Origin of the sequence: uncultured Alistipes sp. (assembly GCF_949296715.1) — a bacterium.
Lineage (GTDB): Bacteria > Bacteroidota > Bacteroidia > Bacteroidales > Rikenellaceae > Alistipes.
Genome location: NZ_CASFQD010000024.1, coordinates 1 through 23,000 on the forward strand (window position 1 = coordinate 1; position 23,000 = coordinate 23,000).

Consider the following 23,000-nt stretch of genomic DNA (forward strand, 5'->3'; position numbering starts at 1 on the left):
CAGAAGAACATCATCGACAAGACGGCCGAGCAGGTCTTCTCGGAGCGCAACGACCGCATCGACTACATGGTCGGCACGATGATCGAGGTGCCGCGCGCCGCCGTGACGGCCAACCAGATCGCCGAGGTGGCACAGTTCTTCTCGTTCGGTACGAACGACCTGACGCAGATGACGCTCGGCTTCTCGCGCGACGACATCGGCAAGTTCCTGCCCATCTACCTCGACAAGGGCATCCTGAAGAACGACCCGTTCCAGATCCTCGACCGCAACGGTGTGGGCCAGCTCATCCGCGAAGCCGTCTTCAAGGGCCGCGGTACGCGTGAGAACCTCAAGTGCGGCATCTGCGGCGAGCACGGCGGTGAGCCCTCGTCGGTAGAGTTCTGCCACTATGCAGGTCTCAACTATGTGAGCTGCTCGCCTTTCCGCGTGCCCATCGCACGCCTGGCCGCCGCACACGCAGCGCTCAAGGAGAAGTAATCCGGCCCGTTCCGGAAACGAAAAGAGGTCCGCGGCACGAGTGTTGCGGACCTCTTTTCATTTTTACCGGGAAAAAGGAAGGATTCATTGAAAAAGATTGAATCGAAAGACATTTTTCACTATATTTGATATCGCAAAGCCGACAAACCTTTTAGCAACCAAAATATCATCGTATGAAAAAGATCATTTTCGCAGCGGTAGCCGCTCTCTTTGCGGCTTCGGCGTGGGCCCAGGCCCCCGGAAACTGGGCCGTGGGTCCTCAAATCGGCGTCTATGCCAACACGGGAGCACAGGGTGCCGTGCTTGGAATCGGTGCCGTCGGCCGTTACAGCTTCACCGACAACTGGCGCATCCAGCCGTCGCTGACGGGTATCTGCAAGGCAGGCTGCTCGATCGACCTCAGCGCCGACGTACAGTATCTCTTCGATGTGGCTCCCGACTGGAAAGTATATCCGCAGGCCGGCTTGAGCGCCAATGACATCGGCGGATGGTCGTGCGGCATCCACCTCGGCGGCGGCGCCGACTTCTCGGTGGCCCGGAACTGGGACATCACGGCCGGACTGAAGTGGATCATCCAGACGGCGCAGCACCACAAGAACCCCATCCTGATCAACGTCGGAGCGACCTACAAGTTCTGACGCGCAAGGTGTACGCAACGAAAAAGTCCGGGAATCCCGATGGATTCCCGGACTTTTCTTGTACAGCCGTCGTGCCGCTTCCCGCCGGAACCGCCCGTCGAAACCGTCCGCCGGAGCCGTCCAACCGCCTGACGGAGCCACCGGCCGAAACCGCCCGCCGGAGCCGCCCAACCGCCTGACGGAGCCACCGGCCGAAACCGCCCGCCGGAGCCGCCCGACGTCGAAGCGTCAAAGCCCCTCGTTGATGCGGATCATTTCGAAGATGCGGTACCCCACAGGCGCGTAGGAGCGCCACGCGGCCCGCTTGACGCGATAGGTCCAGGTCCGGCCACCGGCATAGAGCGTTATCCGCGGTTCGGCCGTCTCGTCGAAGAAGGCACCGACGGAGGCCATCGGCGCACGGAAGGTATACCGGTGTTTCCACCGCTTGCGGTCCGGTTCGAGGTAGATGCGTTCGACGGGTGCCGCCATCACGACGCGGCCCACCTCGAAACGCACCGAGTCGGCCGGTGTCGCATGCTCCATGACGTAGGTGAAGTTGATCGTCGCCTGCCCGTCGCGGTGCTCCTTGTAGGTGATGTCGAAGGTCAGGTCGCCGGCCTCGCTGTTTTCGAAGAGCGTGCAGGGGAAGGTGTGGTAGATCGTGCCGTCCTCCTCGGCCTTCGAGACGTAGTGACCGCGGATATCCTGCGCTGCGGCACCCGTCACGAGTCCCGCGGCGAGGAGCGCGGCAAGCAGCGTCCGCCTAATCACCGTAGACGATGACCGTATAGGTCGTATAGAAGCCCGCATAGGACTTGGCCTGGTAGTCGACGTGGTGGATGCGCGTGATCCCCGCCTCGCGGGCGGCCGTCTGAATGCTGGCGTCGCCCACGGCGATGATGCCCACATAACCCTTGGCCTCGGCCGTGCCGACCTTGCTCGATCCGGCATTGCCCGTGACGGCCAGTCCGTCCTTGACATCGGTATAGAGACCTCCCACGAGGGGCGACTTGACGCACCCGGCGAGGAGCAGTGCGGCAAAGGCCGCCGTAAGAATCTTTTTCATGTCGGTGGTATGCTTATTTGGTTTTGTATGCACAGCGGTATTTCCCCTTGGCGAGGTTGAGCAGCTTGCCCTTGAGCAGGTTGCGGCGCAGCGGCGAGATACGGTCCGTGAAGACCGTCCCCTCGATGTGGTCGTACTCGTGCTGGATGACCCACGCCTTCAGCCCGGTGAACTCCTCGTCGTGGGGCTGGAGGTTCTCGTCGAGGTAGCGCATGCGGATGCCCAGCGAGCGCTGCACGTCGGCACGGATGCCCGGGAACGAGAGGCAGCCCTCGTTGTAGCTCTTCTTCTCCTCGGACATGGCGTAGATCTCGGCGTTGATGAAGGCGCGCTTGTAGTCGGCGCACGAGGGGTCCTCCTCGGCCCACGGCGTGCAGTCGACGATGAACAGGCGGATGTTCTTGCCGATCTGCGGAGCCGCGAGGCCCACCCCTTCGGCCTCCTCGAGGGTCAGGAACATGTCCTCGATGAGGCGCTTCAGATCGGGAAAATCGGGCGTGACGGGCTCGCAGTGTTTGCGCAGCACCTCGTCGCCGTATATCACAATCGGGTATATCATAATCTAAAAACTTTTACAGCAAAAATTCAACCGTTTCAGCGGGCGAGCGACTCCATGTAGCTCTGCAGGATGATCGTCGCCGAAATCTTGTCGACGAGCGCCCGGTCGCGGCGCGCCATGCGTCCGATGCCGCTTTCGAGCATCGTGCGGTGGGCCAGCACCGAGGTGAAGCGTTCGTCCCAGAAGAGCACCTCCTTGTCGGGGTAGGCGCGGCGCAGGCGTGCGGCCAGCGGCTCGACGTAGCGCCACGTCTCCGACGGGGAGCCGTCCATGCGCATGGGTTTGCCCAGCACAATGGTCGAGACCTCCTCGCGGGCGAAGTAGCCGGCGAGCCAGCGCTCCAGCTGCTTCGTGTCGACGGTCTCGAGCCCTCCGGCGATGATCCGCAGCGGGTCGCTCACGGCGATGCCCGTGCGCCGCGTTCCGTAGTCTATGGCAAGGATGCGTCCCACGGCTCCGGCGGTATTATCCGGCGATGCGGGCCAGGACCCAGCGTGCGGCAAGCCATCCCGCCACGGCCCCCAGTGCAAGGCACACGGCCACAACGGTGCAGCGCACGCGGCGCGGGTTTTCGGGCTTGCGCTCCATCGGCCGTTACAGATTCAGTTTGCGGAACAGCTTGCGGTAGGAGCACTCCTCGTCGACGAGCGCCGGAAGGGCCTCGATCTTCACGCGCTCCTGCGCCATCGTGTCGCAGTGGCGCACCGTCACGGTGCCGTCCTCGAGCGTCTGGCCGTCGACCGTCACGCAGAAGGGCGTGCCGATGGCGTCCTGGCGGCGGTAGCGCTTGCCCACCGAGTCCTTCTCGTCGTAGACGACGTTGTAGTCGTACTTGAGCAGGTCGACGATCTTCTGCGCCACCTCGGGCATGCCGTCCTTCTTGACCAGCGGCAGCACCGCCACCTTCACGGGGGCCAGCGCCGCGGGGAACTTCAGCACGACGCGCTGGTCGCCGCCCTCGAGCTGCTCCTCGGTGTAGGCGGCCGACATCACCTGCAGGAACATGCGGTCGACGCCGATCGAGGTCTCGACGACGTAGGGCACGTAGCTCTCGCCCGTCTCGGGATCGAAGTAGGTGATCTTCTTGCCCGAGAACTTCTGGTGGTTGCCCAGGTCGAAGTCCGTGCGCGAGTGGATGCCCTCGACCTCCTTGAAGCCGAACGGGAAGTTGTACTCGATGTCGGTGGCGGCGTTGGCGTAGTGGGCCAGCTTCTCATGGTCGTGGAAGCGGTAGTTGTCGTCGCCGAAGCCCAGGGCGCGGTGCCAGGCCATGCGGGTCTCCTTCCACTCGTTCCACCACTTCATCTCGGTGCCGGGGCGCACGAAGAACTGCATCTCCATCTGCTCGAACTCGCGCATGCGGAAGATGAACTGCCGGGCGACGATCTCGTTGCGGAAGGCCTTGCCGATCTGTGCGATACCGAACGGCAGCTTCATGCGGCCGGTCTTCTGCACGTTGAGGAAGTTGACGAAGATGCCCTGCGCCGTCTCGGGCCGCAGGTAGATCGTGCTGGCCCCCTCGGCCGTCGAGCCCATCTGCGTGGAGAACATCAGGTTGAACTGCCGCACCTCGGTCCAGTTGCGCGTACCCGAAATCGGGCAGGCGATCTCGCAGTCGAGGATGATCTGCCGCAGCGCCGCCAGGTCGTTGGCGTTCATCGCCTCCGTAAAGCGCTCGTGCACCTCGTTGCGGCGGGCGAGCGTCTCCGCCACACGGGGCGACGTCTCGCGGTACTTGGCCTCGTCGAAGGCTTCGCCGAAGCGCTTGCGGGCCTTCTCGACCTCCTTCTCGACCTTCTCGTCCTGCTTGGCGATCCACTCCTCGATCAGCACGTCGGCGCGGTAGCGCTTCTTCGAATCCCGGTTGTCGATCAGCGGATCGTTGAAGGCGCTCACGTGGCCCGAAGCCTCCCACGTCTTGGGGTGCATGAAGATTGCGGCGTCGAGGCCCACGATGTTCTCGTGCAGCTTGACCATCGAATCCCACCAGTAGCGCTTGATGTTGTTCTTCAGCTCCACGCCGTTCTGACCGTAGTCGTAGACGGCGGCCAGGCCGTCGTAAATCTCGCTCGAGGGGAATACGAAACCGTACTCCTTGCAGTGAGCGACGAGCTTTTTGAAAAGTTCTTCCTGCGTCATCGTATTATCTTGTTGTTTTGTTGTTTTCCGAACCACAAATGTACAAAATAAATGGGAAATGGGCCGTTTCGCGGGCAGATAATTTCCCTGCCGCCCGAAAAACAGGTTGTCCGCCGGCCCGAAAACCCGAAAAACACCGCCATGTCCCTTCATGCACGTAGCGCTGCAGAGCCTCCGCACGGGGATCGGGACGCAACGGCTCAAAAAAAAAGGTATTTATTTGGAACATACGTAAAATTTTTACTACTTTTACAGCACAAAGAGAGACAAACTTGTGTAAAGAAACGGGGTCGGACGGGTCGGCAGTGCTGCCGGCTCCCTTGTGTCGCAACATCATGTGCCGCAGGCGCCCTGCCAAAGACACCACGAACGAAAAAAGAACACCATTAATTCACCAAAACCCAAAAAGCATGAAAAAATTTGCCATCCTTCTCCTGATGTCGTGCTTCGCGCTCACTGCCGCAGCGCAGACCGAAACCGCCGAAGCCGAAAACGTGAAGAACGTCCGTAAAAAGTTCTTCAACATCAGCTACCTCTCCGACAAGATCAAGTTCTCGGACGGTAACATCGGCCTGAACAACGCACTCGACGAGGTCGAGGGCATTGCCAATGACAAGAACATCGGCATCAAGAACAACTGGGGTATCTCGCTGACGCGCGGCCGCAGCTACATGCTCCACAAGAAGCCCATCGCCCGCCTGATCAGCATCGGCATCGACGCCAGCTTCTTCGATGTCAGCTACTCGAACTACACGGCGTCGTTCAACGACCTGGGTGCTTCGGACATGGGTCTCGAGGAACTTGAGGACTACGACCTCGCCAAAAAGATGGACTTCCACAAGATAGAGTACAGCTTCCAGGTAGGTCCTTCGATCACGATCACCCCGGGCCAGAAGCTCACTGTAGCCGCCTATTTTCGTTACGCCCCGACCTTCTCGGGCCTCTACGTGGACGAGACTTTTGCCGGTAACTACGCCACGATGTTCGTAACGGGCGCATCGGTTGCCTACGGCAAGATGGGTGTCGGCATCGAGGCCCGTCTGGGCAACTGCACCTACAAGACCTTCTCGGGCGATCTCGACTTCTCGGCAAGCAAGATCAAGACCTCGGGCTTCCGTGCTTTCCTCCAGTTCCGCTGGTAGGATTTTGTAGAAACAATCGAAGATGGGAATTTCCGCACGGAAATTCCCATCTCTTTTTCATGTACTTTCATACTGCCATGGGCGGCAAAGAGTATAACAATGCACCCGACAATATATTCCCTTTTCCCCGCATGGCGGGTCCCGACCTGGTCCCGATGGCGAAAAAGCGGAGGGGCGGCTGAAAGCGTGAGCGGCGGGGACAGTTTGCTTGCAACCCCGCGAACAGTCGCCCGACGCCGCTTTCAGGCGTCCGGACGCCGACATCGGAATCGGTCGGGTGGCCTTTGCTGCTTTTCGCCATCGAAAAGCAGGTAAAAAGAAAAAAGTTTTTTAGGCGTTTTTTCGAAAGCCGCAAAAACCGTTAGCTGCTTTTGCAATCGAAAAACAGAGAAAAAGAGAAAAGATTTTTCTTGTATTTTTGGGGCCAAAAGTACCAAAATCCTCCGCACGTCGTTCTCCGCGGGAGGATACGCCCCGCGGCGCTGCCCGGGGCGCGCAAGATCGGGGCCTATGCGCCACCCCGTGACTGTCGCGCCGCAGGTCGCACCCTCTTTTTCCGCGTCAAACGAGAGTGCGGATTGGTGGTGCCGCCGCTGGCGGCATTTTTTATAAGGGAGCTTAAAAGGTATTTTTCGTGTAATTGAACTCCGACTTGGTTCCGATGGCGGGAAAGCGGCCGGGCAGCTGAAAGCGCCAGCGGCGGGGACGGTTTGCCTGCAAACCCGCGGACGGTACGGTCTTTCCTATGATGCCTATTCGGAAATCACGCCCGAACCGACGAGCTCGTCGCCGTCGTACCAGGCGGCGAATTGCCCCGGGGTGATGCCCCGCTGGGGTTCGTCGAAGAGCAGGTAGGCCCCGGCCGGGCGGATCAGCAGCCGCGCCCCTTGCAGCGGCTGGCGATAGCGGATGCGGACCCGGAAGCGGGCGTCGCCGCCCACGCCGAGCGCCCGGGCGGGGTTGACCCAGTGAATCTCCCCGGGTGCGATGTGCAGTGCCGGGCGCCACAACCCCGGATGGGCATCTCCCTCGCCGACGTAGATGACGTTCTGTGCGGTGTCGGTCGCCAGGATGAAGAGCGACTCCTTGCGGCCGCCTATGCCGAGTCCCTTGCGCTGGCCGATGGTGTAGAAGTGGGCACCGTTGTGCTCGCCGATCTTCTTGCCGTCGCGCACGGTGTAGCGCCACGGCGCCGTGAGGGCTGCAAGTTCCTCGTCAGTCGGCACGACGTCGGGGGCCGGAAGCGTTACGTCGCGCCGGAACTTCGGCCATGAGGGGAGTATCTCGTGGACATTGCCGCGTTTTGCGGCGAGTTTCTGCTGGAGGAAGGTCGGCAGGTCGACCTTGCCGACGAAGCAGATGCCCTGCGAATCCTTGCGGCGGGCCGTGGCGAGCCCCTGCTCGGCGGCGATGCGCCGCACCTCGGGCTTCAGCAGCCCGCCCACGGGAAAGAGGGCGTAGCGCAGCTGCTCCTGCGAGAGCTGGCAGAGGAAGTAGCTCTGGTCCTTGTTGGGGTCGGTGCCCGCGAGCAGCCGGTAGATGACGCGGCCGTCGGCGAGCGTCTCGACCTCCTTGCGGCAGTAGTGGCCCGTGGCGACGTAGTCGGCGCCCAGCTTGAAGGCTTCGCGCAGGAAGACGTCGAACTTGATCTCGCGGTTGCACAGCACGTCGGGATTGGGCGTGCGGCCCCGTTCGTACTCGGCGAACATGTACTCCACGACGCGCGTGCGGTAGTCGGCCGAGAGGTCGACGACGTGCAGCGGAATGTCCAGCTTGCGTGCAACGAGCTCGGCGAAGACGCGGTCGTCGTGCCACGGGCAGTCGCCCTCGAGTGTCCCCGTGGTGTCGTGCCAGTTGATCATGAAGAGCCCCACCACGTCGTATCCCTGCTCCTTGAGCAGCCAGGCGGCCACCGACGAGTCGACGCCGCCCGAAAGTCCGATTACCACCCGTGCCATCTGTTCGTTGTCGTTACGTGTCGTTTGGTATGTGTTACTCCAGTCCGAGCAGCCCCTCGGGCAGGACAAGGTGCATCGTCCTGTTGTCGAAGTCGATGCGGGCGATGAACTCCTCGACGGCGGGAACCAGCACCCGGCGGCCGTCGATTTCGATCTCGAAGAGCGGATTGGCATCGCTGTCGTAGTAGTCCGAGAGGGTGCCGCGGACGCGCATGTCCGTTCCGGCCTCCTCGGCCTCCACGGCAAAGCCGATGAGGTCCTCGAGGTAGAACTCGTCGTCGCCGCGCACCTCGGGCTCGGCGATGCGGAACTCGAGCCCCAGCAGCTCCTCGGCCCGGCGGTCGGTGTCGAGGTCGGCGAACGAGGCGACGGCCCCCGTCACGCCGCGCCGCTCGAAGCGCTCGCACCAGAGCGGCACCTCCAGTGCGTCGATCGTGACTAACAGCGGTGTCTGCTCCGGGTCGAAATCCTCGGGAAAGGCGTCGTAGAGCGAGAGCATCACGCTGCCCTCCGTACCGAATAGTTTGTTGATCCTGCCTGCGGGAACGGTTGCCATGTTCTGTCCTGTTTTGATTGCCCAAAGATAGCGAACTCCTGCCGGAATGTCAAATTTTTCGTGCGGTGGCCGCGCCGAGGCGGGTCCGTGTCGGCTGTGGGGAGTGCCCCCTGTTTTTCGGAGATATTCCGACCCGGCGGCCGGGGATGCGGTTTTTATGAAAAAAATTTCTATCTTTGTCTTGCAGTTCCGCTGGGGCTGCGACATACTGTAATTTTTACGCGAAAGCGTAAATGCTGTTCCCAGTAGTACGAAATCTGGTAAATTTCAAGAAAGATCGGGGGCAGGCATGGTTATTTCTGCGTCACGGTTCGTGGCGTGGGATTGTGCCTGTTTGGATCGAAGGTTTACCAGAGCCCGTACTACTGAAACAGGATTTCAATTCCACGCTTTCTTTTTTGTAGTACGCTCCCGGGGAGTTGGGGAGCAGGCAAATTCAATTTATCTATTATGAAACATCTGTTTACCTTGTTGTGGGCGGCTGCGTTGCTGTGCGGCTGCTCTTCGCCGGAGGATGACGGCGGCGGAAAAACACCGGGCGGAGGCGACGGCGACGGACGCCGCGTTGCGTCGATCGAGACGGTGTCGTATTGGTACGACAGCTACGGGGAGCAGCTGGTCGAGGACGACCGCTTTACCCGCAGGTTCGTCTACGACGACCAGGGCCGCGTCTCGCAGATGCTGCTGACGGATTTCAGCGGGCCCGATTCCTGGGACATGCACGACGATTTCACGGTCCGCTTCACCTACGACGGGACGCACATCGCCTATGAAAGCGTCGGGCAGGTGGCTCCCGACACATTCAAGTCGTCGGCCGAGCTCGACGAAAAGGGCCGTATCGTCTCGGGCCTTGCCGACAGTTATGTTAAGACCACCGATCGCGAGGTGATGGAATACACGGTCGCCTACGACGATGCGGGCCGCATGATCGAAGTGCGGACCGACGCGACGAACTATTATTACGAATCGGGCACGGATCAGACGTACACGTTCAGCTATGCGGATATTCACGAGTTCGTCTGGGAAAACGGGAACTCGACGAAGGTGATTTCCCGCTCGGTCGGGGATGACAGTTCGTCCAGCTGGGTTGGGCGTGCCAGCTACGGCAAGGTGCGCAACAAGGCCAATTTCGATCTGAGCTGGCTGACGCTGCTCTCGGCAGGATGGACTTTTATCGATACGCCGCTGTATTACTGCTCGCCGGGATTGTTCACGCTGCTGGGCTACCACGGTGCCCGTTCGGAGTATCTGCCCGAGCGGGTGGAGGAAGACGGAGTGCCCGACAGCGTCTGCACCTTCGAGTACGAGGTCGACAAGGAGGGGTATCCGACGAAGATCATCGGCCGGAGCAACGAAAAGATGGCCGATCTGTCGCTTCATCTCTTTGTTGTCTACAACATCACCTACGAGGAGTAGTCTCCGGCTGTATGGCATAAAAAAAAGGTCGTTGCACTGTGCAACGACCTTTTTTCGTATCTCCCGGCTGACTGATGCAGCAGGAGCCTCCACGGCAAACCTATTCGGCAGCGGGAGCCTCGCCCTCGGCAGGAGCCTCGGCAGCTTCTGCGGCAGCAGCCTCCTCGGCGGCCTTGGCGGCAGCTTCGGCCTCGGCCTTCTTCTCGGCGATGGCCTTTGCGCGCTCCTCGTTCACCTTGGTCTCGGCAGCCAGACGGGCCTTGGCGGCCGACTTGGCGTCGCTGGCCAGCTTGTTGGTCTTGGCCTCGATCTTGCCGTTCTTGGCCTCCAGCCACTTGTTGAAGCGGGCCTCGGCCTCGGCCTCCGTGAAGGCACCCTTGGCGACACCGCCCAGCAGGTGCTTCTTGTACATGACACCCTTGTACGAGAGGATAGCCCGACAGGTATCCGTGGGTTGTGCGCCTTTCTGTAACCAACCCAGAGCTTTCTCGAAGTTCAGGTCGATCGTAGCAGGATTCGTGTTGGGGTTGTAGGTGCCCAACTTCTCGATGAATTTACCGTCACGCGGCGCTCTGCTATCTGCGGCAACGATGTGGTAGAAGGCAAAACCCTTCTTGCCGTGGCGTGCCAGACGAATTTTAACAGCCATTTGCTATAAAATTTTGTAAAAAAGGTTAATAAAACGCTCACCCTCTTCGGGCTTTCAAGCCTGCAAATGTAGACAAAAAAATCCGCGCGGCAAAATAATTCGGTGAAAAACGGCATGTTTTGCACCCCGAAGCCGCGGAAAAGGCGCGGAAATGAAAAACTTTTGCTATCTTTGCATCCGCAAACGGGCTTCCGTGCCCGTGCGCCGATGGTTCCGTAGCTCAGTTGGATAGAGCAGCAGCCTTCTAAGCTGCGGGTCGAGCGTTCGAACCGCTCCGGAATCACGGATCAGCCGGCAGAAGAGATCGCAGGGTCTCTTCTGCTTTTTTTGTCTCCAGCCCGCTCCTGCGCCCGGTGCCCGGTGCTGCATCAGCGCTTGCGTCCTTTCAGCCGTTTTGCCAGGTCGCGCGGGGTCAGGGGCTTGGTGACGAATCCGTTGCAGCCCGCCTCCTCGGCCCTGCGGCGATCCGTATCGAAGGCGTAGGCCGACTGGATGATGACGGGCAGGTCGGCCGTGTGGCGGCGGATTTCGCGCAGCGCCTCGATGCCGTTCATGCCCGGCAGGTTGATGTCCAGGAGTACGGCGTCGGGCCGGCGGTGCAGGGCGATCTCCACGGCTTCGTGTCCGTCCCGGGCCCGCAGCAGGTCGTATTCGTGTCCGAAGGCGATCTCCAGCAGCCGATAGTCGCTTTCGATCCCCTCCGCCACCAGTACCCGCGGTTTCAGCCGTGCGGTCGTGCTGTTGTCCGCGGCGTGCGGAAGGCGGAGTTTGTCGGAGCGGGTTTTCATTGTCTGCGGTGCCGGTTTGTGCTTTTCCGTGATCGGGATTATCTGTAAAAGGAGCCTTTCCAGCGGGTCGTGTTGCCGCAGGCGTCCGTGACGCTCAACTCCGCGTCGTGGCGCTTGCGGGCGGGCGGCGTGTCGAACGTGTGGACCAGCGTCCCGCGCATCGGAAACCGGTCGCAGGGGACCCATTCGCCGTCGATGCGCAGCCGCCACGAGGAGATGCCCGCGAAGTTGTCGCGCACGGCGAAGCGCAACGAGGCCGAGCGCGAGAGGTCGGCGCCGTTGTCGAAGAACGGACGCACGGTGGGCGGCAGCGTGTCGGCCACGACCAGCAGGTCGCCCGCCGTGCGGGTCGAGCAGGTGACGCCGCCCTCGGTGTAGCTGCCTCCGGCGCAGACGAGCGACCCCTTGGCCGTGCGCACGGCCATGACGGCGCGCAGCTGCAGGGCCGGCGGGAGCGGTACGGGAATCGAGACCGTCATCGCGCGGTAGAGCGGGGTTTTGCTGTCGAGAATCCGGTAGACGGGCGAGAGCAGCGCCACGCCGGCGGGGTGGGGGATGTCGGCTGCGTCGAGCCGTTCGGGGCGGCAGAAGAGCGGTTCGTAGAGCGCGCCGGCCGGGATGCGGGCCGTTACCTCGCCCGGGATCGAGAGCGTCGTGGTGCGGTCGTGCCGCGCAACGACGGATGCCGTGTCGGCCGCGGCGCGGAAACTCTCCGCACGGCCCCGGACCGTAAATTCGAGGTGCGAGCGGTTGCCGCTGTCGTCCTCGACTTCGATGCGGACGGTGTGCTGCGCCCCCTCGTCGATGCGGAGCACGCCCCGGTCGACCAGCGTGGGGTAGAACTCCCCGGGCGCCCCCTGCAGGCGGGCCAGGCGGATGCACTCGTTGCGTGAGAAGAGCTGCAGCGGGTAGCAGCTCACGGCGTCGCAGCAGCGCGCCTGCTCGTAGGTGAAGCCGTCCATGCGGTATTCGAAGCGGGGCTGGCCGTCGACCGAGAGCGCGGCGCGCCAGATGCCGAAGATGTTGTGGACGCCGTCGCGACGGTCCGACGCCTCGACGACGAAGTAGCCGTTGCGGCCGACGGGCAGCGCCTCCGCGCGGGTCAGACGGTAGTCGCCCGCGGTCGTGCGGACCACGGCGTAGCTCTCGCCGGGGCTGCGCACGGGGACGCCCCGCACGGTGTCGACCTCGATGTAGTGCAGGCGCAGGATGCGCGGCGCGGTGTGGTCCGTCGGGCGGATGATCCCCTCGTGGACGAGGTTGTAGCGCCGCTGCGTGCGGTTGTCGCGCAGTTCGAAGTGGAGATGGGGGCCCATCGACGAGCCGCTGTTGCCCGAGTAGCCGATCAGCTCGCCCTGACGCACGGGCCACTGTGCGGCGTCGAACGTGAGGTCCACGCCGTTCGTGCGGCGCTCGCGGCGTGCCTGCTGCACGTACTCCTCGATGTCGTCGCGGAAGCGCTGCAGATGTCCGTAGACGGCCGTCTTGCCGTTGGGCAGCGTGAGGTAGAGGGCCCGGCCGTAGCCGCCCGCGGTGATCACCGCGCGCGAGATGCAGCCGTCGGCCACGGCCACGAGCTCCTTGCCCTCGACCCCTTCGGTCTTGATGTCGACGCCGGCATGGAAATGTCCCGGGCGCATCTCGCCGAAGTTGGCGGAGCAGGTGCCCGAAACGCCCCGCACGGGATAGACGTATTCGGCCGGATCGAGCTGCTGCCCCCGCAGGGAGGCCGTGCAGCCGAGGGCGGCTATGAGTGTGAATGTCAGAATAATTCGTCGCATGTGTCGCAATTCGTTACCAGTGAAGCGGCGGCCTCGGCCACGGCTTCGAATTCGTATCCGAGCGAAAGTCCGTATCGGATCAGTTTGGTTTTCAGTTCGTAGGGCGTGGCGTACCGCACCGTGCGGGCCTTGCGCCGGAGCTGCGTGAGCAGCCGTTCGGCCATCTCGGCGGGGTCGCCCTGTGCCAGGGCCGCGTCGATCGTCTCCGGGGCGATCTCCTTGCGGCGCAGCGCCGTGCGGATCTTGTACGCACCCCAGCCGCTCAACCGCAGCTTCTCGCGCACGAAGGCCTCGGCGTAGCGCGTGTCGTCGATGAAGCGCTCGCGCACGAGCCGTCCGACGATACGCTCCGCCTCCGCCTCTCCGATGCCCCAGCCGCGCAGCAGGCGCCGTGCGTCGCCCTGCGACCGTTCGGCCCGGGCGCAGAGCCGCATGAGCGCCGAGAGCGCCTCCTCGGGCGTCTTCTCCCGCCTGGGTTTGCTCACTTTCTCCGGCTGCATGTCATGCGGGGTTTTCCGTAGAGGTCCTCGCGAACCTCGGTGTCGGTGTATCCCTCCTCGTCGAGCAGGCGCCGCATGGCGTCGGCCGCGAGGTGGTAGATTTCGAAATAGAGCCGCCCGCCCGCGGTCAGCATCCGCCGCCCGGCGCGGGCGATGGCGCGGTAGAAGCAGAGCGGATCGTCGTCCGGGACGAACAGCGCCTCGGCGGGCTCGTGGTCGCGGACGTTGGCATGCATCACCGCGCGGTCCCGCTGCGGAACGTAGGGCGGGTTCGAGACGATGACGTCGAACGGCCCGGGGAAGTGCTCCTCGAGGTTGTGCAGCGCATCGGCCTGCCGCAGCGTGACCCGCGCGCCCAGCGTGCGGCAGTTCTCCGCGGCGACGGCCAGCGCCTCTTCCGAAATGTCGGCGGCGAAGAGCTCCGCGGCGGGCAGGCCGAGGGCCAGCGTCGCGGCGATGCAGCCGCTGCCGGTCCCCACATCGAGCAGGCGGCGTGCGGCGCCCTCGCGGCGGATGATCCAGTGGGCGAGCTCCTCGGTCTCGGGACGCGGAATAAGCACCCCTTCGCGCACGGCGAACGGACGGCCGAGAAACTCCGCACGGCCCGTGACGTACTGTACGGGCCGTCCCGCGGCCAGTTGTTCGATATCGTTGTCGAGCCCTTCGGCCGCCAGCGGCGCATCGGGGTCCGTGAGCAGGGCCGACGGCGTGAGTCCCGTGCGGTCGGCGAGCAGCACAAGGGCGATGCTGCGGGCTTCGCGGGCGTCGTAAAGTCCGGTAATCCGGGTCTCGATCCGTCGGAGAAGCTCGCGGCGTGTGGTGGTCGGCTCTTTCATCGGGAGTTATCGGTTTTGGCAGGGCGCTCCGCCGAGCAGGTCGGCCAGGGCGATGGCGACGGCGGCCTCGACGACCACCGCGCCGCGCAGGGCGACGCAGACGTCGTGGCGGCCCGGGATTTCGAGCGGCTCGATGCGCCCCGCGGCCCGGTTGAAGGTCATCTGCCGCAGGCCGATGCTTGGTGTGGGTTTCAGTGCGGCGCGCACGACGAGCGGGTTGCCGTTGGTGATGCCGCCGTTGATGCCGCCGTCGTGGTTCGTGGCCGTGTGCCCCGCGGCGTCGAGGATCGGGTCGTTGTTCTCCGAGCCCCGGAGCCGGGCCGCGGCGAATCCGCTGCCGAACTCCACCCCCTTGACCGCCGGGATGGCGAAGAGCAGGTGGGCGATGAGGCTCTCGGCCGAGTCGAAGAAGGGTTCGCCCAGACCGGCCGGCACCCCCTCGGCGCAGCACTCGACGATGCCGCCGACCGAGTCGCGCGCCGCGGCTGCGGCTGTTATCACCTCGTCGAAGCGCTCCGGGTCCGTGCAACCGCCGATTTCGGTCAGGCGGGTTTGGAAGCGCACCTCGGCCGGAAGCATCTTCTTGGCCACGACGCCTGCGGCGACGAGCGCCACGGTGAGGCGTCCCGAGAAGTGGCCGCCGCCGCGCGGGTCGTTCCAGCCCCCCGACTTGAGGCCGGCGACGCGGTCGGCATGCGACGGGCGGAAGTGGTCGCGCAGCACGGCGTAGTCCTGCGAGCGGGTCTCCCCGTTGGTGAAGAGCACGGTCAGCGGTGCGCCGGTCGTGTGCCCCTCGTAGAGCCCCGCAACGATCTGCGGGCGGTCCTCCTCGCGGCGCGGCGTGGTACCTCTGCCGCCGCTGCGGCGGCGTGCGAGGTCGGCGGCGAAGTCCTCCTCCGCCAGCGGCAGACCCGCCGGTACGCCGTCCATCGTGACGCCGACCTGCGGTCCGTGCGACTCGCCCCAGAGGGCGATCCGGAAGTTGTGCCCGTACTGGTTCATGGTCCTATCTGATGCGTATGGATTCCAAATCCTCGAAGAAGTCCGGGTAGCTCTTGGCCACGCACTCCGTGCCTTCGATCGTTACGTCGCCCTCGGCGCGCAGCGCCGCCACGGCCAGCGACATGGCCATGCGGTGGTCTTCGTGGCTGTCGACGCGCCCGCCGCGGATCACGCCGCCGCGGATCGTCATGACGTCCCCGTCGGGCAGATCGACCTCGATGCCCAGCCGTCCGTACTCCTCGCGGATCGCCTCGGCGCGGTCGCTCTCCTTGTGCCGCAGGCGCGAGGTGCCGTGCAGCACGCTCACCCCTTCGGCCGCGGCGGCCAGGGCGGCCAGCGCCGGGAAGAGGTCGGGACAGTGCGTGGCGTCGAACTCGAAGGCCCGCAGCGGGCGGTGTGCCGCCGTGACCGAATGTACGTCGTTGATGACCGCCGCGCCGGCCCGCACAAGAGCCGTGCAGATGGCCGTGTCGGCCTGTTTCGAGAGCATCGGGACGTTGCGCACGGTCACCTCGCCGGCCGTGGCCCCCGCGACGAGCAGCATCGCCGCGGCGCTCCAGTCGCCCTCGATGTGCAGCTCCGTGGCGCAGTAGCGCTGCGCTCCCGGGATGTAGAACTCCTCGTAGTCGCGCTGGAAAATCTCGACGCCGAAGCGCGAGGCGGTGTCGAGCGTCATATCTAAATAAGGTGTCGAGACGGCGTCGCGCACATGCAGAGTCGTGTCGCCCGCGGCGCGGGGCAGGGCCAGCAGCAGTCCCGTGATGAACTGCGACGAGACCGAACCGTCGACCTCCGCTTCGCCGCCGTGCAGCGGACCGCACACCTCGAAGGGAAGCCGTCCGCCGCGCTCCTTCACCTGTACGCCCAGCTGCCGCAGCGGGGAGACCATCATCCCCATCGGGCGGCGCAGCAGCGTCCCCTCGCCCTCGATGCGTATGGGGGAGGTGCAGAGCGATGCGATGGGGGTGAACAGGCGCGTCGCCAGCCCCGACTCACCGACAAGCAGGCGCCGTTCGACGGGATGCAGCCCGCCCGCGATCGAGAGCGCATCGCCCGTCTGCGTGACCTTTGCCCCGAGCGTGCGGATGCACCGCAGGGCCGAGCGCGTGTCGTCGCAGAATTCGATGTTGTGCAGGACGGAGGTGCCGTCGCAGAGCAGCGAGGCGGCCAGCGCACGCTGTGCGTAGCTCTTCGAGCAGGGCGGGGTCAGCGTACCTTTGACGCTTCCTGCGGGGATGGACCTATTCATTCCCGACCTTTTTGCCGTTTATCATCTCCTGCGTGATCTGGTGGCTCTTCTTGAGCTCGAAGTGCTGTCCGAGGTAGACCTTGCGCACCATCGGGTCGGCGGCCAGCTCCTCGGCCGATCCCGTCTTGAGAATCTTGCCCTCGTAGAGCAGGTAGGTGCGGTCGGTGATGGCCAGCGTCTCGTCGACGTTGTGGTCGGTGATGATTACGCCGATGTTCTTGTGCTTGAGCGTCGCGACAATCGACTGGATATCCTCCACGGCGATGGGGTCCACGCCGGCGAAGGGCTCGTCGAGCAGGATGAAGGCCGGGTTGATGGCCACGGCGCGCGCAATCTCCGTGCGGCGGCGCTCGCCGCCCGAGAGCTGGATGCCGAGGCTCTTGCGGACCTTCTGCAGGCGGAACTCCTCGATGAGCGATTCGACACGCTCGGCCTGGTACTCCTTCGAGTAGGAGGTCATCTCCAGCACGGCGCGGATGTTCTCCTCGACCGAGAGGCGCCGGAAGACCGAAGCCTCCTGCGCCAGGTAGCCCACGCCCAGCTGCGCACGCCGGTAGACGGGCAGGTTCGTGAGTTCGGAGACCTCCTGCCGGTCGTTCTCGAGGAAGATGCGCCCCTCGTTGGGCTTGATGAGCCCCACGATCATGTAGAAGGTCGTCGTCTTGCCGGCTCCGTTGGGGCCGAGCAGACCGACGATTTCGCCTTGGTTGACATCTATGGATACGTGGTTGACTACCGTCCGGGACTTGTATTTTTTGACGAGTTCGCTGGTGTAGAGACGCATTGCGTTTTCCGATAAAATTTTTCACAAAGTTATGCTTTTTTCCGAAAAAATTTTTATCTTTACGTTGAATTTTCGATTTTTAGATCAGAAACGGCGAAATGAGACAATGTGATTCATCCCTGTTGCACGAGAAGCTGAAGGAGTATTTCGGCTTTTCCTCGTTCAAAGGGAATCAGGAGGCGGTGATCCGCAACGTGTTGGAGGGGAAGGATACGTTCGTGCTGATGCCGACCGGCGGTGGCAAGTCGCTCTGCTACCAGCTGCCCGCCCTGTTGATGGAGGGTGTCGCCATCGTCATTTCGCCGCTGATCGCCCTGATGAAGAATCAGGTGGACTCGATGCGCACCTTCTCGGCCGAGTCGGGCATCGCGCACTTTCTCAATTCGTCGCTCAACAAGACCGCCGTGGCGCAGGTCCGTCAGGATGTGCTCGACGGCAAGACCAAACTGCTCTACTTCGCGCCCGAGTCGCTGACCAAGGAGGACAACGTGTCGTTCCTGCGCAAGATCAAGATTTCGTTCTACGCCATCGACGAGGCGCACTGCATCTCGGAGTGGGGCCATGACTTCCGTCCCGAGTACCGGCGCATCCGCCCGATCATCAACGAGATCGGCCCGGCGCCGCTGATCGCCCTCACGGCCACGGCCACGCCCAAGGTGCAGCTCGACATCCAGAAGAACCTGGGCATGTCCGACGCTGCGGTCTTCAAGTCGTCGTTCAACCGCCCGAACCTCTACTACGAAATCCGGCCCAAGCACAATGTCGACCGCGACATCATCCGCTTCATCAAGCAGAACGAGGGCAAGAGCGGCATCGTCTACTGCCTGAGCCGCAAGAAGGTCGAGGAGCTCACCGAGCTGCTCGTGGCCAACGGCATCCGGGCGCGGGCCTACCACGCCGGCATGGACGCCGCGACGCGCGCGGCCAATCAGGACGACTTCCTCATGGAGCGCGTGGAGGTGATCGTCGCGACGATCGCCTTCGGCATGGGCATCGACAAGCCCGACGTGCGCTACGTCATCCATTACGACATTCCCAAATCGCTGGAGGGATACTACCAGGAGACGGGCCGTGCCGGCCGCGACGGCGGCGAGGGTTACTGCCTGACCTTCTACAGCTACAAGGATATCCAGAAACTCGAGAAGTTCATGCAGGGCAAGCCCATCGCCGAACAGGAGATCGGCAAACTGCTGCTGCTCGAGACGGTTTCGTATGCCGAGAGTTCGATGTGCCGCCGCAAGACGCTGCTGCACTACTTCGGCGAGGAGTACACCGAGGACAACTGCGGCAACTGCGACAACTGCCGCAACCCGAAACCGAAGGTCGATGCGAAAGCGGCGCTCAAGATGGCGCTCGAGGCCCTGCGCGACATCGGCGACAAGTTCAAGGTCGACTACCTGATCAACGTGCTCATGGGCAAGAACACGGCGCTCATCAAGAGCTACGGGCACAACAAGTCCAAGTGGTTCGGGGCGGGCGCCGACCGCGACGAGCGCTTCTGGGGCGCCGTGATGCGGCAGGCCCTGATTCTCGGGCTCGTGGACAAGAACATTGAGAACTACGGCCTGATCTCGATCAACTGCAAGGGCGAGAACTACATCGCCATGCCGTTCCCCGTGACGGTGACGCTCGACCACGACTACGACGCCGAGGAGAAGGAGGCCGAAGCCGTGGCGCCGATGGGCAAGGGCGGGGCGGCCGACGAGGAGCTCTTCGCCATGCTCAAGGACCTGCGCAAGAAGGTTGCCAAGCAGCATGCGCTGCCGCCGTTCGTCATCTTCCAGGACCCGTCGCTCGAGGACATGTCCGTGCAGTATCCGGTTACGATCGAGGAGCTGCAGAACATCACGGGTGTGGGTGTGGGCAAGGCCCGGAAGTTCGGCGAGGAGTTCGTCAAGCTCATCAAGGCCTATGTCGAGGAGAAGGAGATCATCCGTCCGCAGGACATGATCGTCAAGGGTGTGGCCAGCAAGTCGGGCAACAAGATATTCATCATCCAGTCGATCGACCGCAAGATGGACTTCGAGGATATCGCCCGGGCGCGGGACCTCGATTTCGACGAACTACTCACCGAAATCGAAGGCATCGTCAACGCGGGCACGAAACTCGACATCTCCTATTACCTCAAGACCTTCATGGACGAGGAGAAGATCGAGGACATCTACCTCTATTTCAAGGAGGATGCCGAGAGTGACTCGCTCGATGCGGCCATCGAGGAGCTAGGTGCGGACTATACCGAGGAGGAGATCCGGCTGGTGCGGATCAAGTTCATCTGCGAGCAGGGCAACTGATTTCCCGGAGGCGGGGCGGGATACCGGGACCGGCGCCTTTCCCTGTGCGGTATCGGGATGTGAATATCCGGGGTGTGTCCCCGCCGCCGACCCGAAGAACGTAAGGGGCGGACCGCCGCAATGCGAAGTGACGAATGGAAGAGAAGCGGAATTAGTTATCAACCGTAAAACTGTGTGCCTATGAACAAAAAGACCTTTACTCTTGCTCTTGTTTTTCTGTGTTTGACGTTGTTGTGGTTCGGGCTGAATGTCTATTGGCTCATAGCCGGAGGTTATTGCGTGTCGAAGTTCGACCTGTTTGTCGCCGTGCTGTTTGTCCTGGCCGGCGCCGGAATGGTCTACAACGAATTCAAGAAAAAGAAGCGTCGGCATCTCGACGATGTGAACAAACATAAGATTCCGTAGCGTGCGGGCTCCCGGTCCGGATGACGGATCGGGGCGCGGTGGCGGAGCAAATGAAGCGACTGTTATGAAATTCAATCTGATGCAACTCGTCCGGCTGGTGATGATGATTTTGGCCATTGCCGGTATCATTTACGCGCTGGAGTACCTCGAGCACGGCATTGCCGTATGGTTCTGGGTGACGTTGTTGGGGGTGGGGTTCATAGGCCTGCTCTATTCGTTCCGTCTGACGCAGCGCCGTCTCCGACAGGAGAGCCGGGCGCAGGAACTCGCCGCGAAGAAGCGTTCGCGCCGGACGCGCCGCTGATTGCGGCCGGTTGCCCCGGAGCGGGTGCCGGATTGTCGGCGAGACCGGAGTGGAATGCCGGGCGCCGGGGTGCGGAATGTCGGGGCGCCGGTTGTCGCCATGAGGCGATGTGGCGGTCGTGGTTTCTCCCGCAGGAGAGCGATGCGGCGGCGACCCCTCTCCGGCAGGAGGGCGATGCGGCGGTTGCGGCCTCTCTGACGGGGAGGTGATGCGGCGGTCGCGGTCTCTCCGACAGGGGTGGCGACGTTGCGGTCGTGGTTTCTCCGGCAGGAGGGCGACGCGGCGGTTGCGACCTCTCTGACAGGGGCGGCAATGTTGCGGAAGTCGGTCTCTCCGACAGAGGTGACGATGTTGCGGAAGGCGACCCCTCTCCGGCAGGAGGAGGTGATGCGGCGGTCGCGGCCCGTGCGAAGCATGCGGTAAGTTATAAATTCGCTATGCGGCAGATTGTCCGGCCGGTGATGATGGTTTGGACCTTTGCCGGTATGATATGATTCGTGCGCCGGAGTCCCTCGGGCGCGGCGTGCCGTGTGGCTGGCGATGTCGTCGGCCGTGCTCCTCGCGGGCCTGTCCGGTTCGTCCCGCCTGACGCGGTTGCGGCGCCGGCGGGGGTGTCGCGGGCAGGAGGGCGCGGAGGACAGGTGTCGCCGTGGCGTCTGTTGATTTTGTCTGGCTGCGTCCGGCGTCCGGCGGTTCCGGATGCCGGACGTTGCTTCTGTGCCGGGGGCGAACCCCCGAAATGGCAGCTATGAGACCTTCAGGGTCTCTTTTTTATGTCGGAAAGTACGATTTGCAAGTCGGAATGTACGTTTTGCAAGGGCCGGAATTGTCATAGCGGTTAACTTTGAATACCGCAAATCTCAATGTTAACCTAAAAATTCGGATTTATGAGTAACAATTCTACGACTACTTTCTCGAATGACGGTGCATGGAAAGCCTTTAAATATTCCGTGCTGTTTATCTGGTGGTGCATCAAGGCGATGTTCAAGGTCATCGGATTCCTCTTTATCGGTTACAAGAAGTACAAGGAGTACAAGGCCCGCAAGGCGGCCGAGCGTGCTGCCGAAGCGACGGCCGCACAGGAGCGGATAGAGGCGGCTCCCGAAGCCGCTGCGGCATCCGAACAGACAACGACTCCGGCTGCGGACGCCGCCAGCGCGAAACCCGAATAACGTGTCGATCATGAAACGGTTGTTTTTGCTGCTTGCCGGGCTTTGCGCCCTGCAGCCACTGACGCTCGACGCTCAGATTTACCGCGTGGAGCCGGTTCCGTCGTTTTCGGAGGTCCGCGCCTACGAGTGGAACGAGCAGGCCGGCAATGCCGATTACGGCAAACGGGTTACGGTCCCCATCGACGCCGAGGTCCGTCTTCTCGACACGCTCGGCAGCGGATACAGCGGGGTGCTGGTCAGCTACGAGGACCGCAAGATCATGATGTATCCCTCGGACCTCGCATGGGACGATGAGCTCAACGAGGAGGGTACGCCGGACTACATCACGGAGGAGACCCGTCTCGATGGCCTGGGACACTTCGCTCTCCATTCGGGTGTGAGCCGCTGGGCGCACAGTTACCAGCCGGCATGGATGATTATCGTCATTCTGCTCGTCGTCACGGCCATGGCGTGGAGTTCGTCGTTCCCCGCGTCGCTGCGTGCTTTCCTGCTGGTCGGCGGACTGATCGCCGTGGCGCTTATCGAGACCTTCTGGGGCGTGGTGCTCAAGGGCAATGTGGACTGGTTGAGCGACCACGATTCGATGGGCTGGCTGCGCACGTTCCTTCAGGTGCTGGGCTATTTCGTGATTGTCGCCTGGCAGGTGGTGCTCGTCAGTCAGGCCCGCCGCTTCATCTGCACGCAGGCCGGGGTCGACGAGGACCGCATCCGCCTGCGCTGGGCCGTGCTGCTGCCCATTCCGCTGATGCTGGTCGTGCTGATCGTCCTCTCGCTCGTCGCGACGGACGTCATCGCCACGATTGCCGCCCTCGGTGTCGGCATCGCCTTCATCGTCTTCAACCTGATCCGCTTCTTCCGCGTCATGGGGCCGAAGTGGGGCCTGGCCTTCCTGCTGCTCTACGTTGCCCTGCTTATCAGTACGATCGTGCTCGTCCCGGTTACCATCATGCTGGGCTTCTACGTGCTGGGCGTCATCCTCTCGGTCGGTGCGGTCGTGCTCTTTATCGCCTGGGCGATGGGCGACCATGTCGAGAAGATCAACGGCAAATACTACAAGGTACCGAACATGCCGATGTGATGTGGCGTCCGGTCATCGGTGCACGGTGCGGGGCTTCGGCTCCGCACCTTTTTTGTCGTCGGGCGGACCGGTTGCGGTCGGAACCGGTTGCGGAGGCCGCGCTACCGGGTCCGGATGCGGTACGGCCGTTCCGGCCCGTCGTTCCGGGGGCAGGCCCTTTTGCCGGGCCGTCGGCGGTGAATTTGTCGCGGGATAAATTTGCCGCGACGGCCGCTTTGCACTATCTTT

At 62.9% G+C, this 23,000-nt stretch carries 26 protein-coding genes and 1 tRNA gene; 10 read left to right on the top strand and 17 right to left on the bottom strand.

Going from position 1 to position 23,000, the window contains the following annotated elements; translation table 11 throughout:
• Together Q1Y33_RS03410 and Q1Y33_RS03415 are read left to right on the top strand one after the other, a co-directional pair.
• A partial coding sequence (locus Q1Y33_RS03410) for a putative PEP-binding protein (protein WP_363322790.1) occupies positions 1 to 477 on the top strand: 477 nt, incomplete at its 5' end.
• 173 nt (positions 478 to 650) lie between these two features.
• Positions 651 to 1,115 (top strand): outer membrane beta-barrel protein, encoded by a 465-nt coding sequence (locus Q1Y33_RS03415; RefSeq protein ID WP_300798282.1) that lies wholly within the window; start codon positions 651 to 653, stop codon positions 1,113 to 1,115.
• A 228-nt stretch (positions 1,116 to 1,343) separates the two neighbouring features.
• On the opposite strand, the gene Q1Y33_RS03420 is transcribed toward Q1Y33_RS03415, so the two are convergent.
• From Q1Y33_RS03420 to Q1Y33_RS03450, 7 genes are read right to left on the bottom strand one after another with little or no spacing between them, the layout of a single operon-like run.
• Entirely contained in the window at positions 1,344 to 1,868 is a 525-nt protein-coding gene (locus tag Q1Y33_RS03420) for a hypothetical protein (RefSeq protein ID WP_300798284.1), read from the bottom strand.
• Positions 1,861 to 2,163 carry a TRL-like family protein gene (locus Q1Y33_RS03425; protein ID WP_300798286.1) on the bottom strand — a complete coding sequence of 101 codons (303 nt, stop codon included), beginning with the start codon at positions 2,161 to 2,163 and terminating at the stop codon, positions 1,861 to 1,863. Before Q1Y33_RS03425 ends, Q1Y33_RS03420 begins: the two co-directional genes overlap by 8 nt.
• Positions 2,164 to 2,176: 13 nt before the next feature.
• Positions 2,177 to 2,722, bottom strand: a complete 546-nt coding sequence (gene def / locus Q1Y33_RS03430; RefSeq protein ID WP_300798288.1) for a peptide deformylase — start codon at positions 2,720 to 2,722, stop codon at positions 2,177 to 2,179.
• Between the two features lie 35 nt (positions 2,723 to 2,757).
• Positions 2,758 to 3,174 (bottom strand): Holliday junction resolvase RuvX, encoded by a 417-nt coding sequence (gene ruvX / locus Q1Y33_RS03435; RefSeq protein ID WP_300798290.1) that lies wholly within the window; start codon positions 3,172 to 3,174, stop codon positions 2,758 to 2,760.
• Between the two features lie 13 nt (positions 3,175 to 3,187).
• The gene (locus tag Q1Y33_RS03440) at positions 3,188 to 3,310 is read right to left on the bottom strand and encodes a hypothetical protein (protein WP_300798292.1); all 123 of its coding nucleotides are present in this window, start codon (positions 3,308 to 3,310) and stop codon (positions 3,188 to 3,190) included.
• 6 nt (positions 3,311 to 3,316) lie between these two features.
• Complete coding sequence (locus Q1Y33_RS03445) at positions 3,317 to 4,861, bottom strand: glycine--tRNA ligase (RefSeq protein WP_300798294.1); 1,545 nt, start codon at positions 4,859 to 4,861, stop codon at positions 3,317 to 3,319.
• A gap of 4 nt (positions 4,862 to 4,865) precedes the next feature.
• Complete coding sequence (locus Q1Y33_RS03450; protein WP_300798296.1) at positions 4,866 to 5,090, bottom strand: hypothetical protein; 225 nt, start codon at positions 5,088 to 5,090, stop codon at positions 4,866 to 4,868.
• A 181-nt stretch (positions 5,091 to 5,271) separates the two neighbouring features.
• Here Q1Y33_RS03450 and Q1Y33_RS03455 point away from each other — a divergent pair, with 181 nt between their 5' ends.
• On the top strand, positions 5,272 to 6,003 hold the full coding sequence (locus tag Q1Y33_RS03455; RefSeq protein ID WP_300798298.1) for a hypothetical protein: 732 nt from the start codon (positions 5,272 to 5,274) through the stop codon (positions 6,001 to 6,003).
• 752 nt (positions 6,004 to 6,755) lie between these two features.
• Here Q1Y33_RS03455 and mnmA read toward each other — a convergent pair.
• Positions 6,756 to 7,961, bottom strand: a complete 1,206-nt coding sequence (mnmA, locus tag Q1Y33_RS03460) for a tRNA 2-thiouridine(34) synthase MnmA (RefSeq protein ID WP_300798300.1) — start codon at positions 7,959 to 7,961, stop codon at positions 6,756 to 6,758.
• A gap of 34 nt (positions 7,962 to 7,995) precedes the next feature.
• On the bottom strand, positions 7,996 to 8,517 hold the full coding sequence (rimM, locus tag Q1Y33_RS03465; RefSeq protein WP_300798302.1) for a ribosome maturation factor RimM: 522 nt from the start codon (positions 8,515 to 8,517) through the stop codon (positions 7,996 to 7,998).
• 450 nt (positions 8,518 to 8,967) lie between these two features.
• Here rimM and Q1Y33_RS03470 point away from each other — a divergent pair, with 450 nt between their 5' ends.
• Positions 8,968 to 9,933, top strand: coding sequence for a DUF4595 domain-containing protein (locus Q1Y33_RS03470; RefSeq protein ID WP_300798304.1), 966 nt, complete (start codon positions 8,968 to 8,970; stop codon positions 9,931 to 9,933).
• Positions 9,934 to 10,033: 100 nt separating this feature from the next.
• Here the strand turns inward: Q1Y33_RS03470 and Q1Y33_RS03475 are convergent, their stop codons facing one another.
• On the bottom strand, positions 10,034 to 10,582 hold the full coding sequence (locus Q1Y33_RS03475) for a 30S ribosomal protein S16 (protein ID WP_300798306.1): 549 nt from the start codon (positions 10,580 to 10,582) through the stop codon (positions 10,034 to 10,036).
• 209 nt (positions 10,583 to 10,791) lie between these two features.
• Here Q1Y33_RS03475 and Q1Y33_RS03480 point away from each other — a divergent pair.
• A tRNA-Arg gene (locus Q1Y33_RS03480) sits at positions 10,792 to 10,865 on the top strand.
• 85 nt (positions 10,866 to 10,950) lie between these two features.
• Here the strand turns inward: Q1Y33_RS03480 and Q1Y33_RS03485 are convergent.
• The 7 genes from Q1Y33_RS03485 to lptB are packed head-to-tail and all read right to left on the bottom strand — an operon-like array spanning position 10,951 to position 17,522.
• Positions 10,951 to 11,370 (bottom strand): response regulator, encoded by a 420-nt coding sequence (locus Q1Y33_RS03485; protein ID WP_300798308.1) that lies wholly within the window; start codon positions 11,368 to 11,370, stop codon positions 10,951 to 10,953.
• 38 nt (positions 11,371 to 11,408) lie between these two features.
• Entirely contained in the window at positions 11,409 to 13,151 is a 1,743-nt protein-coding gene (locus Q1Y33_RS03490; protein ID WP_300798310.1) for a M23 family metallopeptidase, read from the bottom strand.
• The gene (locus tag Q1Y33_RS03495) at positions 13,133 to 13,651 is read right to left on the bottom strand and encodes a regulatory protein RecX (protein WP_300798312.1); all 519 of its coding nucleotides are present in this window, start codon (positions 13,649 to 13,651) and stop codon (positions 13,133 to 13,135) included. Before Q1Y33_RS03495 ends, Q1Y33_RS03490 begins: the two co-directional genes overlap by 19 nt.
• Positions 13,633 to 14,487: a peptide chain release factor N(5)-glutamine methyltransferase gene (gene prmC / locus Q1Y33_RS03500; protein ID WP_300798314.1), complete on the bottom strand. Its 855-nt coding sequence runs from the start codon at positions 14,485 to 14,487 to the stop codon at positions 13,633 to 13,635. Before prmC ends, Q1Y33_RS03495 begins: the two co-directional genes overlap by 19 nt.
• Before the next feature lie 6 nt (positions 14,488 to 14,493).
• Positions 14,494 to 15,489: a chorismate synthase gene (locus Q1Y33_RS03505; protein WP_300798316.1), complete on the bottom strand. Its 996-nt coding sequence runs from the start codon at positions 15,487 to 15,489 to the stop codon at positions 14,494 to 14,496.
• 4 nt (positions 15,490 to 15,493) lie between these two features.
• Positions 15,494 to 16,738 (bottom strand): 3-phosphoshikimate 1-carboxyvinyltransferase, encoded by a 1,245-nt coding sequence (gene aroA, locus Q1Y33_RS03510; protein WP_300798318.1) that lies wholly within the window; start codon positions 16,736 to 16,738, stop codon positions 15,494 to 15,496.
• Positions 16,731 to 17,522 carry an LPS export ABC transporter ATP-binding protein gene (gene lptB, locus Q1Y33_RS03515; protein ID WP_300798320.1) on the bottom strand — a complete coding sequence of 264 codons (792 nt, stop codon included), beginning with the start codon at positions 17,520 to 17,522 and terminating at the stop codon, positions 16,731 to 16,733. Before lptB ends, aroA begins: the two co-directional genes overlap by 8 nt.
• Positions 17,523 to 17,620: 98 nt before the next feature.
• Here lptB and recQ point away from each other — a divergent pair, with 98 nt between their 5' ends.
• The 5 genes from recQ to Q1Y33_RS03540 all read left to right on the top strand — a co-directional run bounded on the left by recQ (position 17,621) and on the right by Q1Y33_RS03540 (position 22,772).
• On the top strand, positions 17,621 to 19,813 hold the full coding sequence (recQ, locus tag Q1Y33_RS03520) for a DNA helicase RecQ (RefSeq protein ID WP_300798322.1): 2,193 nt from the start codon (positions 17,621 to 17,623) through the stop codon (positions 19,811 to 19,813).
• 180 nt (positions 19,814 to 19,993) lie between these two features.
• The gene (locus Q1Y33_RS03525; protein ID WP_300798324.1) at positions 19,994 to 20,218 is read left to right on the top strand and encodes a hypothetical protein; all 225 of its coding nucleotides are present in this window, start codon (positions 19,994 to 19,996) and stop codon (positions 20,216 to 20,218) included.
• A 64-nt stretch (positions 20,219 to 20,282) separates the two neighbouring features.
• Complete coding sequence (locus Q1Y33_RS03530; RefSeq protein ID WP_300798327.1) at positions 20,283 to 20,522, top strand: hypothetical protein; 240 nt, start codon at positions 20,283 to 20,285, stop codon at positions 20,520 to 20,522.
• A gap of 887 nt (positions 20,523 to 21,409) precedes the next feature.
• A complete protein-coding gene (locus Q1Y33_RS03535; protein ID WP_300798329.1) occupies positions 21,410 to 21,694 on the top strand; it encodes a hypothetical protein in 285 nt (94 codons plus the stop codon).
• A gap of 10 nt (positions 21,695 to 21,704) precedes the next feature.
• Positions 21,705 to 22,772: a hypothetical protein gene (locus Q1Y33_RS03540; protein ID WP_300798331.1), complete on the top strand. Its 1,068-nt coding sequence runs from the start codon at positions 21,705 to 21,707 to the stop codon at positions 22,770 to 22,772.
• Positions 22,773 to 23,000: the final 228 nt, after the last annotated feature.

Coding starts and splice junctions, on each gene's coding strand:
- Q1Y33_RS03540 (WP_300798331.1), top strand. CDS start 21,705: ATGAAACGGTTGTTTTTGCTGCTTGCCGGGCTTTGCGCCCTGCAGCCA.
- Q1Y33_RS03425 (WP_300798286.1), bottom strand. CDS start 2,163: ATGAAAAAGATTCTTACGGCGGCCTTTGCCGCACTGCTCCTCGCCGGG.
- def (WP_300798288.1), bottom strand. CDS start 2,722: ATGATATACCCGATTGTGATATACGGCGACGAGGTGCTGCGCAAACAC.
- Q1Y33_RS03470 (WP_300798304.1), top strand. CDS start 8,968: ATGAAACATCTGTTTACCTTGTTGTGGGCGGCTGCGTTGCTGTGCGGC.
- rimM (WP_300798302.1), bottom strand. CDS start 8,517: ATGGCAACCGTTCCCGCAGGCAGGATCAACAAACTATTCGGTACGGAG.
- mnmA (WP_300798300.1), bottom strand. CDS start 7,961: ATGGCACGGGTGGTAATCGGACTTTCGGGCGGCGTCGACTCGTCGGTG.
- aroA (WP_300798318.1), bottom strand. CDS start 16,738: ATGAATAGGTCCATCCCCGCAGGAAGCGTCAAAGGTACGCTGACCCCG.
- Q1Y33_RS03490 (WP_300798310.1), bottom strand. CDS start 13,151: ATGCGACGAATTATTCTGACATTCACACTCATAGCCGCCCTCGGCTGC.
- Q1Y33_RS03450 (WP_300798296.1), bottom strand. CDS start 5,090: ATGTTCCAAATAAATACCTTTTTTTTTGAGCCGTTGCGTCCCGATCCC.
- Q1Y33_RS03455 (WP_300798298.1), top strand. CDS start 5,272: ATGAAAAAATTTGCCATCCTTCTCCTGATGTCGTGCTTCGCGCTCACT.
- Q1Y33_RS03505 (WP_300798316.1), bottom strand. CDS start 15,489: ATGAACCAGTACGGGCACAACTTCCGGATCGCCCTCTGGGGCGAGTCG.
- Q1Y33_RS03525 (WP_300798324.1), top strand. CDS start 19,994: ATGAACAAAAAGACCTTTACTCTTGCTCTTGTTTTTCTGTGTTTGACG.
- recQ (WP_300798322.1), top strand. CDS start 17,621: ATGAGACAATGTGATTCATCCCTGTTGCACGAGAAGCTGAAGGAGTAT.
- Q1Y33_RS03495 (WP_300798312.1), bottom strand. CDS start 13,651: ATGCAGCCGGAGAAAGTGAGCAAACCCAGGCGGGAGAAGACGCCCGAG.
- Q1Y33_RS03445 (WP_300798294.1), bottom strand. CDS start 4,861: ATGACGCAGGAAGAACTTTTCAAAAAGCTCGTCGCTCACTGCAAGGAG.
- Q1Y33_RS03530 (WP_300798327.1), top strand. CDS start 20,283: ATGAAATTCAATCTGATGCAACTCGTCCGGCTGGTGATGATGATTTTG.
- lptB (WP_300798320.1), bottom strand. CDS start 17,522: ATGCGTCTCTACACCAGCGAACTCGTCAAAAAATACAAGTCCCGGACG.
- Q1Y33_RS03485 (WP_300798308.1), bottom strand. CDS start 11,370: ATGAAAACCCGCTCCGACAAACTCCGCCTTCCGCACGCCGCGGACAAC.
- Q1Y33_RS03535 (WP_300798329.1), top strand. CDS start 21,410: ATGAGTAACAATTCTACGACTACTTTCTCGAATGACGGTGCATGGAAA.
- Q1Y33_RS03475 (WP_300798306.1), bottom strand. CDS start 10,582: ATGGCTGTTAAAATTCGTCTGGCACGCCACGGCAAGAAGGGTTTTGCC.
- Q1Y33_RS03440 (WP_300798292.1), bottom strand. CDS start 3,310: ATGGAGCGCAAGCCCGAAAACCCGCGCCGCGTGCGCTGCACCGTTGTG.
- prmC (WP_300798314.1), bottom strand. CDS start 14,487: ATGAAAGAGCCGACCACCACACGCCGCGAGCTTCTCCGACGGATCGAG.
- Q1Y33_RS03415 (WP_300798282.1), top strand. CDS start 651: ATGAAAAAGATCATTTTCGCAGCGGTAGCCGCTCTCTTTGCGGCTTCG.